The following is a 19,037-nucleotide window of genomic DNA, read 5'->3' as shown; positions in this document are numbered from 1 at the left end:
GTTCGTCCCGCCGTCCGAACACACGGCGAATGGCGCTCACTTCCTCGCCGACGCCCGGAGTTTCGAACACCGGCCACATCCGCGGCGGGCGTTCGGTGGTCCGCGGACCCGTGCAGGGGGTGCGCCGCAATCGCGCGTCCGTGGCCGTCGTCGCCGGCGTCGGCGCCGTGTTCGGCTTGATGCTGCACTTCTCCGGACTCGGTGCGCCGGCTCCGGATGCCCCTCCGGCGCCCACCTACGTCGGGGCGGCCGACGCCCAGCTGAAGTAGCTGCGGCGCAACAGGTAGTGCAAGAGGTGGTGCTCGGCACCGGGGGCAGCGGACGGCACCGTATGCTCGGAAGCGTGCACTGCCAGTTCTGTCACCACGACCAAACGAAGGTCATCGATTCGCGTCTCATCGACGACGGGATGACCATCCGCCGCCGGCGCGAGTGCCTGGCGTGCGGTAAACGCTTCACCACGCTCGAACGGTCCCAGCTGATCGTGGTCAAGCGCGACGGCGTGGTCGAGGACTTCAGCCGCGACAAGGTGATCCGCGGCGTTCGCCGGGCCTGCCAGGGCCGCGACGTCCCCGAAGCCTCGCTGAAACTGCTGGCCCAGCAAGTCGAGGAAACGCTGCGTTCCAAGGCCACCCCACGGGTCAACTCCAACGACATCGGCCTGGCCATCCTCGAGCCGCTCCGCGACCTGGACGAAGTCGGATATCTCCGCTTCGCCTCCGTGTACAAGTCCTTCAGCTCGGCCCAGGACTTCGAAAACGAGATCCTGTCGCTGCGCAACGGCGACGCCTGACGGTGCAGACGGCGCAGACGGCGCTGATGGCCTTGACGGCACCCATGAATACCGGGGCGGCGCCTACTTCAGCTTGTCTATCGCCTTCTTGATCCGCTGCGGCGACACCGTCCTCGCGGTGCCCAGGCGCTGGGCGAACAAGCTGACGCGCAACTCCTGCACCATCCACCCGATGTCCCGCACGGCCACCGACTTGCGCCGCCCCTCGGGCAAACGCTGCAGGCGCTTCTCCAGGTACTCGCCGACCTCGGCGATCTCGTCCTCCAACTCGGCGTCCCGATCGGGATCCAGCGCCATGTCCGCCAACCGGATCTCCATGGCCTCCAGGTACCGTGGCAAATGCCGCAGGTTCGACCAGCCGTGCCGCGCGACGGCGCCCTTGGGCAGCATGAACTCCAGCTGCGCCCGCATGTCGTCGATGGCGGGGCCGTCCCACTCGGCCAACTGCGACACGACACGGTGATACGCCGGCAAGGCCTTGGCCATGCCGACCACCAACTGCCGCACCTGACCCGGCACCTGGGGCTTCACGGAATCACGCAGCTTCGCGTACTCGTCAGGATCGCGCACCGGACCGCCCCCGGCCATCATCAGATCGCGGATCACCGTCACGCGGCAATCCTCGACCAGACCCTCGGCACCACCGTGCGGCCACGCGTCGACGGCCACCCGCTGCTGCAGGGGCAGACCCTTGACCATCGACTTGGCCTGGACGGGGCAATCGCGCAGCAGCATGGTCAGCGTCGCCGTGACCAACGACGCCTTCGCCTGGGCTTCGGTGGGCACGACCTTGACGGCCACGCCCTCCTTCGTGGCCACCAGCGTCGGGTAGGCGGTCACCTTCTGGCCGTCGACGGTGTTCTGGACGGTTTCCGGCACGGCACCGAGGTTGTCGGCGGTCCATTCCTTCACCGCGGCATGTTCGGAGTCGCCGGCGGCCTTGGACACCGCGGTGGTCACCTGGCCGGCGCGGCGCCGCTGCAGTGCCTTCAGGTCGCGGTCCTGGTCGGTGATCTTCCCGCGCCGATCCACGGTGGCGAAGTTGAAGCGCAGGTGCGCCGGCAACTTGGATACGTCGAAGTCGTCGGCGTTGATGCCCGAACCGCCCAATTGTCGCAAGGCGTCGGCAAGCGATTCACGCAGGGGCCTGGCGTAGGGGGTCATGGACGCCAGAGCCCGTGCGGCGAAGTCCGGGGCGGGGACAACGGAGCGTCGTGAAGCCTTGGGCAACGTGCGGATCAACGACTCCACGAGCTCCTGCCGCAGACCCGGCACCAGCCAGTCGAAGCCCTCCATGCGCAGTCCCGCCAACAGTGGCACGGGGACGTGGAGGGTGACGCCGTCATCGTCGGCGCCCGGCTCGAAGCGGTAGGACAACTGGAAATCCAGGGTGCCCTGCTGCCACAGGTCGGGGAAGGCGGCGGCGTCGACGTCGTGGGAATCGGGGTTGACCAGCGCGTGCGGGTCGAAGTCGAGCAGGCGCGGGTCCGACTGCGACGTCTTCTTCCACCACCGGTCGAAGTTCGCGGCGGTGGTCGCGGTGTGCGGGATCTTGGCGTCGTAGAAGGCGTACAGCGTGTCGTCGTCGACGACGATGCCGCGGCGGCGCGCCTTGTCCTCCAGCTGCGCGGCCTCCTCGAGCTTCGCGCGGTTGTCGGCGAAGAACTTGTGGTGGGTGGTCCACTCGCCGTCGACGAGCGCGTGGCGGATGAACATCTCGCGGGCGGCGGTCGGATCGACGCGGTGGTACGGCACCGCGCGGTCGACGACGACGGGCACACCATAGAGCGTCGACTTCTGGTACGCCATGGCCGCGCCGCGCTTGGTGGACCAATGCGGCTCGGAGTACTGGTGCTTGAGCAGGTGCGAGGCCAGCTTTTCCACCCACGCCGGCTCGATGCGCGCGGCGTCGCGGGCGAAGGTGCGGGAGGTCTCGACGATCTCCGCGGCCATCACCCAGCGCGGCGGCTTCTTCGACAGCGCCGACGCCGGGTGCACCAGGAACTTGGTGTTGCGGGTGCCGGTGAACTCCTTGCCCTCGCCCTCGCGCACGCCGATCTGCGACAGCAGGCCGGCCAGCAGCGACTGGTGGATGGAATCGGGGGAGGGCTCGTTGCCCTCGGCCGACCAGTTCCAACCCAGATCGGCGACGACCTGGTTGAGCTGGCGGATCAGGTCCTGCCACTCGCGCACGCGCATGTAGTGCAGGAACTCGCGCTGGCACATCTTGCGGAACTGGTTGCCGGACAGCTCGCGGCGCTTGTCCTGCAGGTGCTCCCACAGCTTCAAGTAGGACAGGAAGTCGCTGGTGGCGTCCTTGAAGCGGGCGTGCGCCTGGTCGGCCTGCGCCTGCTTTTCCAATGGCCGTTCACGCACGTCCTGCAGGCTCAGCGCCGCCACGACCACGGTCACGGGTTTGAGCGCGCCATTGGCGTGGGCCTCGACCAGCATGCGCGCCAGCCGCGGGTCGACGGGGATGCGCGCCAGTTCGCGGCCGGTGGGGGTCAGGGCGAGCGCGTTGGATCCGGTCTTGCTTGACGACGGCCCGGCGTCTTCCTCCGGTTTGGCCAGGGCCCCGAGTTCGTCGAGAAGCTGCACGCCGTCGCGGATGGCCTTGTGGTCGGGGGCGTCGACGAACGGGAAGGCCGCGACGTCACCGAGGCCGAGGTTGGCCATCTGCAGGATCACCGACGCGAGGTTGGTGCGCTGGATCTCCGGGTCGGTGAACTCCGGACGGGAGAGAAAGTCCTCCTCGGAGTACAGACGGATGGCGATGCCGTCGGCCACGCGGCCGCACCGGCCCGAACGCTGGTTGGCGCTGGCCTGGCTCACCGGCTCGACGGGCAGGCGCTGGACCTTCGTGCGCGTCGAGTACCGGGAGATGCGCGCGGTACCGGTGTCGACCACGTAATGGATGCCCGGCACCGTCAGCGACGTTTCCGCGATGTTGGTGGCCAGGACGATGCGTCGTGAAGCATGCGGCCCGAAAACCCGGTGCTGCTCCGCATTCGACAATCGGCCGAACAAGGGAAGGACCTCGACGCCGCGCCACTTCTGGCCCTCGATGGCTTCGGCGGCCTCGCGGATCTCGCGCTCGCCGGAGAAGAACACCAGGATGTCGCCGTCGCCCTCGTGCATGAGCTCGCGGCAGGCGCCGACGACGCCGTCGATCTGGTCGATGTCCGTGACCCGGGTTTCGACCTGGCCGTTCTTGCGCGTGACGGTTTCCTCGACGGTCAACGGGCGGTAGCGGACCTCGACCGGGAACGTGCGGCCGGAGACCTCGATGATCGGTGCGGGCGTGCCGTCGGCGTCGGCGAAATGCTCCGCGAACCGCTCCGGGTCGATGGTCGCCGAGGTGATGATGACCTTCAGGTCCGGGCGCTTGGGCAGCAGCCGCTTGAGGTAGCCCAGCAGGAAATCGATGTTGAGGCTGCGTTCGTGGGCCTCGTCGATGATGATCGTGTCGTAGTCGAGCAGCAGCCGGTCACGCTGGATCTCGACGAGCAGGATGCCGTCGGTCATGAGTTTGACGCACGTGTCGCGGCCGATGCGGTCGTCGAAACGGATGGCGTAGCCGACGTGGCCGCCGATCTTCTCGCCGAGCTCGTCGGCGATGCGCTCGGCCACCGTGCGCGCGGCAAGGCGGCGCGGCTGCGTGTGGCCGATCTTGCCCAGCACGCCGCGGCCCAGGTCGAGCAGGATCTTTGGGATCTGCGTGGTCTTGCCCGAGCCGGTTTCGCCGGCGATGACGGTGACCTGGTTGTTCTCGATGGCCTCGGCGATGTCGTCGCGGCGGGCGGAGACCGGCAGCGACTCCGGGTACGTGATAGTCGGCAGAGAGGCGCGGCGTTCCTCGACGCGCAGCCGCGCCAGCTCGATGTCCTCGGCGATGGCGTGGACGGCGTTGGGTGCCGAGGCGCGCTTGAGGCGGCGGCGGAAGCTGCGGGCCTCCGCGTACGTCACGCCGTCCAGGCGGGCGTAGATGGGCCGCTTGTCCATTTGGGGGCGCGCGCCCCGGGTGGCCTCGTCCGGCCGTGCGTCGGGGGAGCGGCGGCCGCGTCGCTGGCTGCTGCGGTTGGCGCGGCCGGGGTTCTTCTTCTGCTCAGACATGGTTGCAGACCAGGGTAGCCGCTGGCGACGTTAGGAATCTCACTGGCACGCGAGGCCGTTCGATGCGGAGATGTCTTTGGCGTTCACTAAGGTTTTTCTCATGAACTCCGTGTTGATCGCCGTCGCGGTGATGTTGATCCTGGCGTTGTGCCGCGTGCACGTCGTCTTGTCCCTGTTCATCGGTGCACTCGTCGGCGGCCTGCTCGGCGGGCTCGGCTTCGACGGGACGCTGGTGGCGTTCCAGGAGGGTCTGTCCGGCGGCGCGCGCATCGCGCTCAGCTATGCGCTACTCGGCGCCTTCGCCATGGCCGTCGCGGAGTCCGGACTGCCGCAGTTGTTGGCCACCAAGATCATCGGGGCGGTCACCCGCAAGGAGCCCGAGGCAAACGCCAAGGCCGTGGGCGTGGTGAAGTGGTCGCTGCTCGGCGGCTTCACCCTGATGGCGGTCCTGTCGCAGAACCTCATCCCGGTGCACATCGCGTTCATCCCGCTGATCGTCCCGCCGCTGCTGGTGGTCATGAACAAGCTGAACATCGACCGCCGCGCCGCCGCCTGCGCGCTGACGTTCGGCTTGGTGACCACTTACATGTTCATCCCGCTGGGCTTCGGCTCGATCTTCCTCAACGACATTTTGCTGGGCAACATCGAGATGGCCGGCATGGACACCGGCGGCATCAACATCCTGCAGGCCATGGGCATCCCGGCCGCGGGCATGTTCATCGGCCTGCTCATCGCGCTTTTCTTCAGCTACCGCAAGCCCCGGACCTACGCCGACAAGGCCATGTCGGATGCGGGCAACGGTTTCGGATCCGATGACTCCGGTTCCGCCCCGGCCGGCATCGCCGATCCGGACGCCGCCGGCGACGGCGCGGCGGTGGGCACCATCGCCCGCGCGGCGGCCAAGCCGATCGAGAAGCGCAAGATCGTCATCGCCCTGATCGCCATCTTCGTCACTTTCGCCATCCAGGTCTGGATGCAGTCGACCGATTTCGAGGCCGACTCCCTGCTCATCGGCGCGCTGGCCGGCCTGGCGGTGTTCATGATCACCGGCGGCGTCAACTGGCGCCAGGCCGATGACGTGTTCACGGCCGGCATGAAGATGATGGCCCTGATCGGTTTCATCATGATCTCCGCCCAGGGCTTCGCCGCCGTCATGACCGAGACCGGCGACGTCGAGCCGCTGGTCGAGGCCTCCGCCGACATGTTCGCCGGCTCCCAGGCCGCCGCCGCCTTCGCGATGCTCATCGTCGGCCTCATCGTCACCATGGGCATCGGTTCGTCGTTCTCGACGTTGCCGATCATCTCCGCCATCTACGTGCCGCTGTGCGCGGAGCTGGGGTTCTCGCCGCTGGCCACCGTCGCCATCATCGGCACCGCCGGTGCGCTGGGTGACGCGGGTTCGCCGGCGTCGGACTCCACGCTGGGCCCGACGGCCGGCCTCAACGCCGACGGCCAGCACGATCACATCCGCGACTCGGTCATCCCGACCTTCATCCACTTCAACCTGCCGCTGCTGGTGGCGGGCTGGATCGCGGCGATGGTGCTCTAGGCGGCAATCGCCTTCACCATCGCAGTCGCCCCTCGCGACCGCCCCCGAGAATCCGTCTCTATCGGTCATTTCACCGCCTTTTCAGGGCCCGAAATGACCGCACGAGGCGGATTCTTTCTGTGCGCTCTGGGCGGGCGCGGTAGCTTTGCGACGGTGCCGATCCATTGCCGTGTGCAGGTTCGCGGGCCCGCCGCCGCTCACACCCCCGGCTCGGGCGGCGGATCGTGGGCGGCGTCGCGGTCGAAGGCGGCGGTTTCCACGCGCATCATGTCGTGGGCGTCGGGGATGAGCCGCCGGGCGGCGTTGACGATGCGCCGGCGCGCCTCGGCGATGAACCTTCGCACCGCCACTCGCGTCCCGTGGCCGAGCTCCGTGTCACCGTTGCCTCCGCGGGCGGTCGCACCCCGGTCGGCGGGCTCGGCGACGACGTCCTCGATGATGTCCAGCATCCGCAGGGTTTGCCTGACGACGCCCACGTCATCGCAGCCATACCGCCGGATCTCGGTGGTGACGTCGTCGAGAACCTCCATGAAATCGTGGTTGGCCGACCACACGGCCACCTGATTGTCGCGGTACCGCACCGCCGGATGAACCGGGTTGAGCGCCAAGTGGCGCATAATCGTGGTCAGCTGGCCGATGGCGTGGACTGCGGTGGTGTTGTCGTTGACGCCGGAACTCAGCGCCCGCACCCCGATGTCCAGCACCTGACGGATGCCCAGGGAAAAGTCCACGCGGGACACGTGTTCGGCGTCCAGCCTGAGCAACTGCGGCGGACCGGTCTCGTCGCCGACGTCCTCCTCGCCGCGAAACAACCGGGTGAGACGCGCGCGCAGGCCGGATGAGCCGTCGCGGTGCGCGTCGCCAAGCTCATCGCCCTGCCGCGAGCCCGACCCCACGGCCCCGAAACCGTCCGCCGGCCACCACCGTCCCCAGGCCTGCCCCTGGATGATCAGATCGCCGGGGCGGGCGTCGATGACGATTACCGCATCGTGGCGCCGCGCCCACCGCTCGGCCGCGGCGACGTCGACGGACAGCACGTACCCGTGGCCGGAGCTGGTCAACGTCCGCGCGCCGCCGGGCACCAGGGGGCGAGGCTCGTGCCGCGGGCAATCGGTGACCCGGATGCGCTCATCGATGTTCGCCACGGTCTGGCGCACCGTCCCGTCGATGATGGCATCGACGCGCACCATGTCCACCACGCGCGAGACGTACCAGATGAACGTGGCCAGGGACACGGCGATGAGCAACATGGCCATGGTCATGGCAGCTGCGGCACGAACCCGGCGTCGGCGTCCATGGAGCGCTGCAGGGTGATGGAATAGGCGACCACGCCGACGTAGACCGCGAGGATCCCGCGGACGGCGCGGGACTGGATGTAATCGCGCAACAGCTGATGCGAGAAATTGCCGGACGCCACCTGCAGCACGATCAGCGTCATGGAGATGGTCGTGGTCAGCACCGTCAGCGTCGTCGACGGCCCGATGCTGACCATGGCGGAGGACGCCGACGCGTCACCCGGCGACCGGAAGTCGTTGACGCGCCGGGCGGCCGTGGTGATGCTTGAGGCAACGGCCCGACCCGACCACCGGCGCAAAGGAGCCCCCATGCCCGCCACGAACGAGCACCGCAAGATCATCCTCGACTGCGATCCCGGCCACGACGACGCCGTCGCGATTCTCCTGGCCGCGGGCAACCCGGCGATCGAGCTGGTGGGCGTCACCACCATCGGCGGCAACCAGACTCTGGAGAAGGTCACCCGCAACGCCCGCGCGGTGCTGACCATCGCCGGCATCGACGGCGTGCCCGTCCACGCTGGCTGCACGCGCCCGCTGGTGCGGCAGGGCGTCGTGGCCGCGGAGGTCCACGGCGACTCCGGCATGGACGTCCATGGTTACGCCGTGCCCGTGCCGACGGTTCCGCTTGACGACGCCCATGCGGTCGACTTCATCATCGACACCGTCATGTCCGAGCCGGCCGGGACGGTGACGCTGGTGCCGACCGGCCCGCTGACCAACATCGCCATGGCCGCGCGCAAGGAACCCGCCATCGTCGACCGCGTCGCGGAGGTCGTGCTCATGGGCGGCGGGTACCACGAGGGCAACAAGACCGCCGTGGCGGAGTTCAACATCAGCGTCGACCCGGAGGCCGCCCACATCGTGTTCAACGAGAAGTGGCCGCTGACCATGGTCGGCCTGGATCTGACGCACCAGGCGCTGGCGACCCCGGAGGTGGAGCAGCACATCAAGGCCATCGGCACCGACGTCGCGGACTTCGTCGTCGGCCTGATCGGGTTCTTCCGCGAGGCCTACCGCGAGAACCAGGGCTTCGACGACCCGCCCGTCCACGACCCGTGCGCGGTGGCGTACCTCATCGACCCGTCGGTGGTGTCGACCACGAAGGTGCCGCTGGACGTGGAGCTGCAGGGGGCGTTGACCGCCGGCATGACCGTCGCCGACTTCCGCGCGCCCATCCCCGCGGACTGCACCACGCAGGTCGCCGTGACGCTGGACCACGGGAAGTTTTGGGACCTCGTGGTCGAGGCGATCACGGCCGCGCCGGGCAGGTGAGCGCGGGCGCGGGGTCGGGCTTTGGGGCCTGCTTTACGACGAGCCCACCGGGGGAAGTCCCGCGGCCGAACCCTCGGTCGACGAACCCGGGGCGACGTCGACGCCGTTGAACTGGCCGATCAGCCAGTTCTTCGCATCGAGGAAGCCCAGGGGCATGGGCAGCAGGTGGCCGATGGCGAAACGATCGGCGACGGTCGGCAGCGGCACCGAACGGAACTCGACATCGGCACCGAGGGCGCTCCAGCGCTCGGCCAGCGCCTGCGCCTGATCGTGGGGGATCGCGTCGTCGTTGATGTTGTTGGTCACCAGCACCGGCGCATTGGGGCGCAGGGTGCCGATGAGCTGGCGGTCCGTCATCTCCTTCAGCCGCGGGATGGTGCGGATCTGCTCCTGGATGTTGCGGCCGTCCTTGGTCATCATGCTCGTGGGGTCCGGGGCGATGGCGCCGAGCGCACCGAACTCGATGATGCTGTCGCCGATGCACTGGGTGCGGGTGGCCTCGAGGACCTCCTGGCCCCGGGGGCTGATGATCGCGTCGATGGGCGCCTGGCTCTCCGGGTGCCGCTCGAGCAGGCCGTTGATGGTGTAGCCGAGCACGCCGACGATCAGGTTCTCCTGCACCCCACCGGCGACGGCCTCCAGGTCGGCGGGCGGGGCGCCGGCGAAGGTGGCGCGCACGTCGACGTCGGGGGCGTAGCTTTCCGCCAGTTCCGCCGCCGCGGCCGCCGCGCCGCCGCCCTGCGAGTAACCCCAGAAGCCGACCGGCGCGTCGGCCTGTCCGGTCAGCGCCGGGATGGCCCGTGCCGCGTCGAGCATCGCGTGGCCCTGGTCGAGGCGGTTCATGTACGTGTGGACGCCCGGGGTGCCCAGACCGATGTAGTCGGTCATGACCACGCGCACGCCGTCGCGCAGCATGACGTTGGCGAACAGGAGCTCGTAGTTGATGCCGATCGACGGCTTCTGCGGGTCGATGCCGAGCATCGTCGACCCCAGCCGCGACGGCGCGCACTGGTCGCCCTGCCCGATGGTGCCGGGGCCGATGACGATGGTCGGGCGCGCGCCCTCGCCCGTCCACTCCGCGATGGGCTCCATGACCATGCCCGTCACGGCGGTGGGCACGCCGTTGTTGTCGGTGGAGGTGTACATGAACCGCTCGGCCTTGCCCGGCCACGGGCCGTCGACGTTGGGCAGCGTGACGTACAGGTCCATCGGCTCGCGGCGGATGACCGAGCCAGGGGCCGCGGGGATCTGCTCCGGCGGCATGTAGAAGGCGTTGGCGCCCTCGAAGTCGGCGGGGTTTTCTCCCGGGGACATCGGATGCGGGGCGGCCATTTCCTGGGCGGAGGCGATGGACGGGGCGACCAGCAGGGAAGCGGCGACGGCGACGGCGGCTCCCGCGGCTCCGACGGCGATGGAGTTCTTGCGGCTACGCGGCAACGGAGTTCCTGTTCACTCTCTGGGCCCCACTTTCGGGGCTGGCATGTAACGAACGCCGGGTGGCGTTCCGGTTACGCACCTTAACCAGTTATCGCGGCGAACATATGACGTTCCCGAAATAAATCCATTGAATCGTCGCCACCGATCCGGATGTCGCCGCCGCGCCCCGCCGGTCACCCCTCCAGGTGGCAGCCGGAGGTCTCGACGCCGTTGAAGCGATCCATGATCCAGCTTTGGCCCTGGAGGAATCCGACCGGGATGGGCAGCAGGTGGTCGAAGGCCATGCGCGGGACGGTCGACGGCACGTCGGCGCGGCGGAAGGTCACGTCCGCGCCGGCGTCGCACCAGCGCTGCGCCAGCGCGCGGGCCTGGCCGAAGGGGATGGCGTCGTCGTTGGTGCTGTTGGCGATGAGGGCGGGCGTCGTCGGGGTGAGCGTGCCGATGAGCTGGCGGTCGGCGTACTGCTTCAGTTCCGGGTTGGTCAGCAGGTGGTGTCCCAGGGTTTCGCCGTCGACGGTCAGCGCCCGCGACGGCTCCGGTCCGAGTGCCCCGGGTACGCCGTAGCTGACCAACGAGTCGACGATGCACTGGGTTTCCGTGCGCTCCAGGTAGTCGAGTCCGACGGGGTTCATGACCCCCTCGAATGCCGGGCGGCTTTCCGGGTAGCGCTCGATGAATCCGTTCATGGCGTATCCCAGCGCGCCGACGATGAGGTTTTCCTGGACCGCGCCGACCACGCTAGTCAGATCCGCCGGGAGCGACTCCGAAGAGTGATTCGGCGAGTGCGGCGAGGGTTCCCATGGTGCCCGCGGTGCGGGCGTGCGTGCGACTGATCGGCAACGGCGTTCCTGTTCGTGTTCCGGACCCCGCCGGGCGGGGCGTTGTGCGCGGGCGTCGGACGGCGCCCCGGCGAAGCACGTAATACGGGAACTTAGAAAATTATATTCATTTTGAAAAAAGCCGGCGATTGTGTCGGTAGCTATGGGACAACAAACCCTTTCGGCCGTCCGTCGCCGCAAACGACGTGGAAAACACCGTTTTGGCCCAAAAGGACATTATTTCGGTGAATGGAGCACTACGGTTCCCCAACAACAATTCGTTCGCGTGAACGATCGGCATCGGCCAGCAACCTGGACCCGACCGTTCGCGACGCCGCATAGGGGGCACCACGTCATGACCGACACCGCAACAGCACGCATCCCGTCCATCCCGCGCAGGGCGTTTCTCGGGGGTTCCGCCACTGCGGCGGCACTGGGCGCGTTCGCCGCCACCGGGCTCGCCCGGCAGGGAACCGCCCATGCCCGCCCGGGGGACGGGGAAGCGGGCACGTCGGCGTCGTCAACCGTGCCCATGACCGTGGGCCGCGGCATGGCCGACATGACCGGCGAACCCCTCGGCGCCGGCATGAACGGCTACGCGGTGCTGGAACAGCAGACCTCGGGGCTGCGGCAGCGGCAGTTCGCCCGCGCCTTCGTCTTCGACGACGGCAACGGCGGCCGCGTCGCCCACGTCACCGCCGACATGGGACTGATGTTCCAATCCATCCAGTTGGAGGTCATCCGCCGCCTGCAGGCGCGCTTCGGCGACACGTACCACGAGGGCAACGTGCTCATCGGGGCCTCGCACACCCACGTCGCGCCGGGCGGCACCTCGGGGCACCTGATGGTCGACCTGACCACGCTGGGTTTCAGGCCCGTGACCTTCGAGGCCACCGTCACCGGCATCGTGCTGGCCATCGAACGGGCCGACGCCGACCTGGCGCCGTCGCAGATCGCGCTGACCCGGGGCACCGTCGCCGACGCCGGCATCAACCGCTCCCGGGGCGCGTTCGACCGCAACCCCGACGCCGACAAGGCCGTGTTCCCCGACGGCGTCGACCGCGACTCGGTGACCCTCCACGTCATCCGCGACGGGGCGGCGATCGGCCTGATCAACTGGTACGGCATCCACCCGACGACGTTCGGCCCCGAGCACACCATCATCTCCGGCGACAACAAGGGCTACGCGGCGTGGCTGGCGGAGCACAAGGCCGGCGTCGACCACGCCAACCCCGCCGAGGCGCCATACGTGGCGGCGTTCGCCATGTCCGCCCCCGGCGACGTCAGCCCCAACCATGGACTGGTGCCCAACTCCGGGCCGGGGGAGGGCAACGAATACGAGTCGGCGCGGATCCTCGGCCGCCGCCAGCTCGACGGCATCACCGGCCGCGCCATCGCGCTGGGCGGCGGCGGCATCGACGCCCGCCACCAGTGGGTGAACATGCGCGAGGTCAAGATCGACGGCCGTTGGACTCCGGACGGCCAGCCCGGCACCACCGGCCCGGCGATCCTCGGCGCGGCGTTCGCGGCGTCGTCGCAGGAGGACGGCGGCGGCGAACCCATGCTCGGATTCAACGAGGGCTCCCGCGGCGGGACGCCCTGGGTGCGGCAGGTCAATCAGGTGGCGGTGCCCGCGTCGGCGTCGGCGATCCACGGCGCGAAGGAGAACCTCCTGCCCGTCGGCTACATCCCCGGCCTGGTGCAGCAGACGCACGTGTTCCACCTGCACCGCATCGGCGGCATCGTCATCGCGTCGCTGGCGTTCGAGCCGACCGTGGTGGCCGGCCTGCGCATGCGGCGCGCCATCGCCGAGGCGCTCGACGTGCCCATGGATGTGGTCATCGTGCAGGGCTACGTGTCGGGCTACGGCCACTACATCACCACCCCAGAGGAATACGAGCAGCAGGACTACGAGGGCGGCGCCACCATCTTCGGCCGCCTGACCCTGCCCGCCGCCACCCAGATCTTCGACGGCCTGGCCGCGGCGATGCGATCGGGCGTGCCCGTCGACGCCGGCGCTCCGGAAGGGGATCTGACCGGCAAGATCCCGCCGTCACCCATGGGAAACCCGCTTGTCGACGTCGCGCCGTTGGGCAAAAACTTCGGGGACGTGCTGTCCGCGCCGGAGGGCCCGGTCGCCGCGGGCACCGCCGTGGCCGTGGCGTTCGCCGGCGCGAACCCCAACTCGGATCTGCGGCATGAGACGGGTTTTCTGTCCGTCGAAAAGCAGGACGGCACCCGCGTGGCCGACGACTCGCATGAGGCGACCGTCATCGAATGGAAAAAGGAGGCCGCGCAGACGACCGCGACCATCACGTGGGACAGCTCCGGCGCGGCGCCGGGGGAGTACGTGATCCGCTACCGCGGCTCGGCACGCGGCATCGGCGGCGGCCTGACCCCGTTCGAGGGCTCGTCGACCGTGACCGTGGCATAGCGGCCCGGCTGCAGTGAGGCGGCTGCCGTGGGCCGGGTCAAGCGGGCCGGGTCGAGCGGGTGGGACGCGAACGTTTTACACTGTGAACCTGCAATCGACGTTTATCGACGCATTAGGAGCACTCCACCATGACCGAAGACAAGGGTCGCCCCGACGGCCAACCCGGGGACAATTCCGACGGGCAGCCCGGCCAGGGCAACGGCAACGGCCAGGGCAACGGCAACGGCTACGGCTACGGCTATGGCCAGGGAGACCAGGGCGGCTGGAACGAGGGCCAGTCGGGCCAGTCCGGTGAGTCGGGCCCCCATGGCCAGCAGGGTTACGACCCGAATCAGTACGGCCAGGACCCTTACGGTCAGCAGGGCCAGTACGGCGGAAACCAGTACGGCCAGGACCCCTACGGCCAGCAGGGTTTCCCGGGCGACCAGGGCCAGTACGGCCAGCAGGGTTACCAGGGCTACCAGGGCCAGCAGGGTTACCAGGGCTACGGCGGTTACGCGGGCCAGGGCCAGTTCTCCCAGCAGAATTTCGGTGACCCCGGCGTGGGCGTGGCCCAGCCCGGTGGCGACGAGCCGCCGACGTCCCCCGTGTTCTCGGGCCCGGCGCCGTTCAACATCACGCAGCCGTTGTCGACCGCCTTCAAGCGCGTCAACGCCAACATCGGACCGTGGCTCGGGTTTTCCGCCCTCGCCATCGTGTCGCTCGTCGTGCTTTTCCTGGTGTTCATGACGGTCATCTTCGGTGGCCTGTTCTCGAGCATTTCGGCGTACGACCCGTCCGACCCCACGTCCGTCGATCCGTCGGCGGCGGGCATCGGTGCGGCGTTCACCGGGATCTTGCTCATGTACCCGGTGTTGTTCGCCTTGATGTTCGTGGTCATGGTGTTCATGTACCGAGGCGCATTCGAGGAAATCGACGGCCGCAGGCCCTCCTTCGGCACCTTCTTCCGGGTCAACCGATGGGGCGCGCTGATCGGCGCGTGGTTGATTTCCGGCCTGATGGCCGTAGCCGCGCAGATCCCGGGTTACATCCTGATGTTCGTGGGGCTCGGCACGTCGACGCAGTCCGAGGGCGCGGGCGGGGCACTGGTCCTCTTGTCCTACCTCCTCCTCATCGCCGGTTCCATCGCCGTGGCCCCGATCACCGCGCTGATCCCGCTGCTGGTCATGGACGGCCGCGCGAAGGTGCTGGAGGCCCCCGCACTGGCGTGGAACCTGGTCAAGGGCCGATTCTGGTCGGTTCTCGGCGCAATGCTGCTGGCCGGCCTGGTCGGCGCCATCGGCATCATGCTCTGCTACATCGGTGCGCTGTACACCATGCCGATCCAGATGGTCGCCTACGCGGAGATCTACCGCCAGCTCATCGGCGGACGCCGCCCCGTGCCCATGGCGTAGCGGTTTCCGCGCCGCCGCCGCACCATTTCATTCGGCACTCACCCCGGAGTCGCCCGCCGTTCACCCGGCGGACGCTCCGGGGTCATGTGTATCGGGGATCATCGTCGGGTCCGACGGGCCACGCCCGCACCGCCGCACGACCCGAAAGCAACCGAACAGTGAATTCCCGCATCGTCGCTTCACGACGTCCCGCCGCCCCCATCACCGCCGTGCTCGCCGCGAGCGCCTTGGCCGGTGCCACCGCCATTACCGCGCTCACCGGCGTCGCCGCAGCCCAGCCGGCCGCGCCCGCCCACGACGTCGCCGAGCGCGTCATTCTGGCCCCGGCCGCCGACGCCGCCCGCGGCATGACCGTCACGTTCCGCGCCGCCGAACAGGGTGCCGCGGTGGAGTACCGCCCGGCCGGCGGCGACGCGGAGTCCGTCCGGGTCGACGCGACGCCCAAGGGGACCGCGCTTGCCGGTGGAATCCACCAGACGGCGGCAATGACCGATCTGGCCCCGGCCACGGCCTACGAGTACCGCATCGTCACCGCCGGTGGTGACGCCGGGCCGTGGCGCCAGTTCAGCACCGCGCCCGACGGCCACGCCGGCCCCGTCGACATGCTCTTTTTCGGCGACGCCCAGAACGGGCTGACGGAGGAATGGCGCACGACGGCGCAATCGGCGTTCGCCACCGTTCCCGACGCCGAGCTGATCCTGCAGTCCGGCGACATGATCGACCAGGCCCACCTGGACGGGGAGTGGGGCGACTGGTACGCCGCGATGGACGGCAAGCCCGCGACCACGCCGTTGTTGGCCGCCATCGGCAACCACGAGTTCACGGTCGACCCGTTCGCCACGGTGTACAACAACCACTACACGCACCCGGCCAACGGCCCCGAGATCTTGCGCAACGCCACGTACTACGTCGATCGGGGCGGGGTGCGCATCATCACGCTGATGGCCAACTCCATCTTCCTGGACCAGCAGCGCGAGTTCCTGGACGCCGCCCTGGCCGACAACCCCAACCAGTGGTCGGTCGTCATGTTCCACCAGCCGGTCCACAACGCCGGCACCGCCCGGGACGACCGGTCCTACGGCGATGCCTTCGCCGAGACCATCGAGCGGCACAACGTGGACCTGGTGCTCAACGGCCACGACCACGCCTACGCCCGCGGCCACAAGACCGCCAACGTCGTCGACGGGGTCAACACCGGCCCGGTGTACATGGTCGCCACCGCGGGATCGAAGTTCTACGAGACCTCCGCCGACAACCCGTCGTGGTCCGGTCAAGGCGCCGAGCGGGCGGTGTGGGCGCAGCAGACGTCGACGTTCCAGAAGATCACCGTCGACGCCTGCACGATGGAGGTCACGGCGGTCATCACCGTCGAAGGCGACGATCGCGTCACCTCCAACGACGCCGCCGGCGCCGGGAGCGTCCTCGACGAGTTCACCATCGACAAGTGCGGCGAGGGCAAGCTGGTCCGCTAGCAAGCTCACGGTCCGCGTGGAAGTCCCGCGCGCGACGACGGCCGCACCCGAAAAACCACCGCACGCGAAAACCGCCGCACGCCACCCGATTGATCGGGGGAGTGCGGCGGTTTCGGTGTGCCGGGAGCACCCGGCGCAGCGCCGACGCGAACCGGCGCAATGGGGAGCGCTTAGCGCGCGCCCTCGACCTGGACGGTCTGGGCGATGGCCTGGATCACCGCAGCGATCTTCACGGCCTCCCACACCTGCTCCTTGGTCAGACCCTCCTCGCGGACGGTCTTGTCGTGGGCGACGGCGCAGTGCTCGCAGCCGTTGATCGTGGACACGGCCAGCGACCACAGCTCGAAGTCGGCCTTCTCCACGCCGGGCTTCGAGATGATGTTCATGCGCAGGCCGAACTTCACCTGGGCGTAGTCGTCGCCGAGCCAGCCCTTGGCGCGGTAGGCGACGTTGTTCATCGCCATGACGGTGGCGGCGCCGAGCGCGGCCTCGAAAGCCTCGTCGGACAGGTGCTCCTTGGCCTCCTCGGAGATCTCCGAGAAGACGGTGTCATTGCGGGTCGCGGCCGCCGACGCCAGGAGGGTGCCCCACAGCTGCTGCTCGCTCAGCTCGGTGGAACGGGTCAGGGAGCCCAGGTTCAGCTTCTGATCCTTGGCGTACTCCGGCAGGCCGGAACGAAGGTTGTCGATGCTCATGTATTACTTCAGCTCCTGCTTCAGGACGTCCATCTTGTCGATGTTCTTGGTCGGGTCGTTCTTCTGCCAGTTGCAGGCGCAGACCTCCTCCGACTGCAGGGCGTCGAGGACGCGCAGGACCTCGTCGACGTTGCGGCCGACGGCGTCCGGGGTGACGGAGACGAACTGGATGACGCCATCCGGGTCGATGATGAAGGTCGCGCGGTCGGCGACGCCGTCGGCGTTCTCGACGCCCAGGGCGCGCATCAGGTCGTGGCGCACGTCGGCGAACATCGGGAACGGCACCTCGAGGAGCTCCTCGTTGGTGGCGCGCCAGTTGAAGTGGGAGAACTCGTTGTCGCCGGAGCCGCCGAGCACGATGGTGTCGCGGTCCTCGAACTCCTCGTTCAGCTTGCCGAACGCGGCGATCTCGGTCGGGCAGACGAAGGTGAAGTCCTTCGGGTAGAAGAAGACGATCTTCCACTTGCCCTCGTACGAGTTGTTGGTGACCTGCTCGAAGTAGTCGTCCGGCGAGGCGGCGTTGGCCTCGCGGAGGTTGCCGCCCTTGAGGGCGGTGAGGTTGAACTCGGGGAACTGGTCGCCAACGGTGAGCAGAGCCATGTGATCCTCCTAAAGAATCGGCTTCAAAGTCGAAAATATGATTCGTACGGTGCGATCGGGCAGGAGCTCCAGAAATTCCGAACCTCGCGGGGGTAGATGACACGTCCCCCATCAAGGATTCGCACCTGGCAAAACAATCGCTCCATCCGGTGCACGGACCATTATGCCTATGAAACCCGGCGAAGTCAAGAGGTAATTCGAAACAGTGTCGTGTAAGCTCATAGGTATGCGTAATCGCGAATACCGCCCCACCCTGCCTCAGCTTCGCGCGTTCGTCGCGATCGCGGACACCGGCCACTTCGGCCAGGCCGCCCAGCGACTCGGCATTTCCCAGCCGTCCCTGTCACAGGCGCTGTCCACCCTCGAAGGTGGCCTCGGCGTCCAGCTCGTGGAGCGCTCGACCCGTCGGGTCCTGGTCACGCCACTCGGCCGCGGCATCCTGCCCTACGCGCGCCAGGTCTCGGAGATCGTGGACGACATCGTCGCCCGCGCGTCGGGCCGCACCGATGAGCTCGCCGGCCCGCTGGCCATCGGTTTCATTCCGACGATCGCGCCCTATATCCTGCCCAACTTCCTGCTCAGCGTCCGCGAGGAGCTGCCGGAGCTGGAGCCGCGCATCGTCGAGGAGCCGACCGCGCACCTCATCGAGGCCCTGCGTTCCGGCGCCATCGACGCCGCGGTGCTGGCCCTGCCCTCCGGCGTGTCCTCCTTCGCGGAGACCCCGCTGTACGAGGAGGAGTTCCACCTCGTCCTGCCCGAGGGCCACGCCCTGGCCGGGCGCGACGACGTGCCCCTGGACGTCCTCGGCGACTTGGACCTGCTTTTGCTTGACGACGGCCACTGCCTGCGCGACCAGGTGCTCGATTTGTGCCGCCGCGTCGACGCCCACCGCGAGGACACCCTCGGCCTGGAGACCCGCGCGGCGTCCCTGTCAACGGTCGTGCAGTGCGTCGCCGGCGGCCTCGGCGAAACCCTGGTTCCGGCCTCGGCCCTGAAGGTCGAGGCCCAGCGCCCGGGCCTGGCCACCGCCCGCTTCGAGGGCCCCGCCCGTCCCGGCCGCACCGTCGGCCTGGTCCACCGCGCGTCCTCGGTGCGCGGCGACGAGTTCTCCCGCATCGGCGAGCTGGTCAAGCAGTCCTACGAGAAGGCCATCGCCGAGGACTGA

12 protein-coding genes and 3 pseudogenes are annotated in these 19,037 nt (G+C 68.6%); 9 read left to right on the top strand and 6 right to left on the bottom strand.

Going from position 1 to position 19,037, the window contains the following annotated elements; genetic code table 11:
* The first annotated feature begins 29 nt into the window (after positions 1-29).
* Positions 30-269, top strand: a complete 240-nt coding sequence (locus CX1_RS09130; protein WP_046649838.1) for a hypothetical protein — start codon at positions 30-32, stop codon at positions 267-269.
* 74 nt (positions 270-343) lie between these two features.
* On the top strand, positions 344-793 hold the full coding sequence (gene nrdR / locus CX1_RS09125) for a transcriptional regulator NrdR (RefSeq protein WP_046649867.1): 450 nt from the start codon (positions 344-346) through the stop codon (positions 791-793).
* Positions 794-856: 63 nt separating this feature from the next.
* Here nrdR and hrpA read toward each other — a convergent pair whose 3' ends face one another.
* Positions 857-4,795, bottom strand: coding sequence for an ATP-dependent RNA helicase HrpA (gene hrpA / locus CX1_RS09120; RefSeq protein WP_046649836.1), 3,939 nt, complete (start codon positions 4,793-4,795; stop codon positions 857-859).
* Between the two features lie 181 nt (positions 4,796-4,976).
* Between hrpA and CX1_RS12930 the strand changes: the two are divergent.
* Positions 4,977-5,204: pseudogene (locus tag CX1_RS12930) on the top strand (transporter permease); the annotation flags it as partial.
* A gap of 141 nt (positions 5,205-5,345) precedes the next feature.
* Positions 5,346-6,455: pseudogene (locus tag CX1_RS09115) on the top strand (Na+/H+ antiporter NhaC family protein); the annotation flags it as partial.
* A 197-nt stretch (positions 6,456-6,652) separates the two neighbouring features.
* On the opposite strand, the pseudogene CX1_RS09110 reads toward CX1_RS09115, so the two are convergent.
* Positions 6,653-7,947 (bottom strand): annotated as a pseudogene (locus tag CX1_RS09110) (DUF2254 family protein).
* A 112-nt stretch (positions 7,948-8,059) separates the two neighbouring features.
* Here CX1_RS09110 and uriH point away from each other — a divergent pair.
* The gene (gene uriH, locus CX1_RS09100; protein ID WP_046649866.1) at positions 8,060-9,022 is read left to right on the top strand and encodes a uridine-preferring nucleoside hydrolase UriH; all 963 of its coding nucleotides are present in this window, start codon (positions 8,060-8,062) and stop codon (positions 9,020-9,022) included.
* Positions 9,023-9,055: 33 nt separating this feature from the next.
* Here the strand turns inward: uriH and CX1_RS09095 are convergent, their stop codons facing one another.
* A complete protein-coding gene (locus CX1_RS09095) occupies positions 9,056-10,459 on the bottom strand; it encodes a lipase family protein (RefSeq protein WP_052753082.1) in 1,404 nt (467 codons plus the stop codon).
* 173 nt (positions 10,460-10,632) lie between these two features.
* Entirely contained in the window at positions 10,633-11,478 is an 846-nt protein-coding gene (locus CX1_RS09090) for a lipase family protein (protein WP_082719264.1), read from the bottom strand.
* A gap of 154 nt (positions 11,479-11,632) precedes the next feature.
* On the opposite strand from CX1_RS09090, the gene CX1_RS09085 reads away from it, so the two are divergent.
* From CX1_RS09085 to CX1_RS09075, 3 genes are all read left to right on the top strand, one after another.
* Entirely contained in the window at positions 11,633-13,711 is a 2,079-nt protein-coding gene (locus CX1_RS09085) for a neutral/alkaline non-lysosomal ceramidase N-terminal domain-containing protein (RefSeq protein ID WP_046649832.1), read from the top strand.
* Between the two features lie 128 nt (positions 13,712-13,839).
* Complete coding sequence (locus CX1_RS12550; protein ID WP_052753080.1) at positions 13,840-15,105, top strand: hypothetical protein; 1,266 nt, start codon at positions 13,840-13,842, stop codon at positions 15,103-15,105.
* A gap of 158 nt (positions 15,106-15,263) precedes the next feature.
* Positions 15,264-16,577, top strand: a complete 1,314-nt coding sequence (locus CX1_RS09075; protein ID WP_060925554.1) for a purple acid phosphatase family protein — start codon at positions 15,264-15,266, stop codon at positions 16,575-16,577.
* Between the two features lie 170 nt (positions 16,578-16,747).
* Here CX1_RS09075 and ahpD read toward each other — a convergent pair whose 3' ends face one another.
* Both ahpD and CX1_RS09065 read right to left on the bottom strand, forming a co-directional pair.
* Positions 16,748-17,272, bottom strand: coding sequence for an alkylhydroperoxidase, AhpD family (gene ahpD / locus CX1_RS09070; RefSeq protein ID WP_046649830.1), 525 nt, complete (start codon positions 17,270-17,272; stop codon positions 16,748-16,750).
* A 3-nt stretch (positions 17,273-17,275) separates the two neighbouring features.
* Positions 17,276-17,872, bottom strand: a complete 597-nt coding sequence (locus CX1_RS09065; RefSeq protein WP_046649829.1) for a peroxiredoxin — start codon at positions 17,870-17,872, stop codon at positions 17,276-17,278.
* A gap of 226 nt (positions 17,873-18,098) precedes the next feature.
* On the opposite strand from CX1_RS09065, the gene CX1_RS09060 reads away from it, so the two are divergent.
* On the top strand, positions 18,099-19,037 hold the full coding sequence (locus CX1_RS09060; RefSeq protein ID WP_046649828.1) for a hydrogen peroxide-inducible genes activator: 939 nt from the start codon (positions 18,099-18,101) through the stop codon (positions 19,035-19,037).

Source organism: Corynebacterium xerosis NBRC 16721 = ATCC 373 (genome assembly GCF_001552415.1).
Classification (GTDB): Bacteria; Actinomycetota; Actinomycetes; order Mycobacteriales; family Mycobacteriaceae; genus Corynebacterium; species Corynebacterium xerosis.
The sequence above is the reverse complement of the archived record's forward strand: the minus strand, read 5'-3'. Positions and strand labels throughout refer to the sequence as shown.

Bases quoted from the DNA above. Each gene is read 5' to 3' on its own strand.
- uriH (WP_046649866.1), top strand. From the start codon at position 8,060: ATGCCCGCCACGAACGAGCACCGCAAGATCATCCTCGACTGCGATCCC.
- CX1_RS12550 (WP_052753080.1), top strand. From the start codon at position 13,840: ATGACCGAAGACAAGGGTCGCCCCGACGGCCAACCCGGGGACAATTCC.
- CX1_RS09060 (WP_046649828.1), top strand. From the start codon at position 18,099: ATGCGTAATCGCGAATACCGCCCCACCCTGCCTCAGCTTCGCGCGTTC.
- hrpA (WP_046649836.1), bottom strand. From the start codon at position 4,795: ATGGACAAGCGGCCCATCTACGCCCGCCTGGACGGCGTGACGTACGCG.
- CX1_RS09085 (WP_046649832.1), top strand. From the start codon at position 11,633: ATGACCGACACCGCAACAGCACGCATCCCGTCCATCCCGCGCAGGGCG.
- ahpD (WP_046649830.1), bottom strand. From the start codon at position 17,272: ATGAGCATCGACAACCTTCGTTCCGGCCTGCCGGAGTACGCCAAGGAT.
- CX1_RS09130 (WP_046649838.1), top strand. From the start codon at position 30: ATGGCGCTCACTTCCTCGCCGACGCCCGGAGTTTCGAACACCGGCCAC.
- CX1_RS09065 (WP_046649829.1), bottom strand. From the start codon at position 17,872: ATGGCTCTGCTCACCGTTGGCGACCAGTTCCCCGAGTTCAACCTCACC.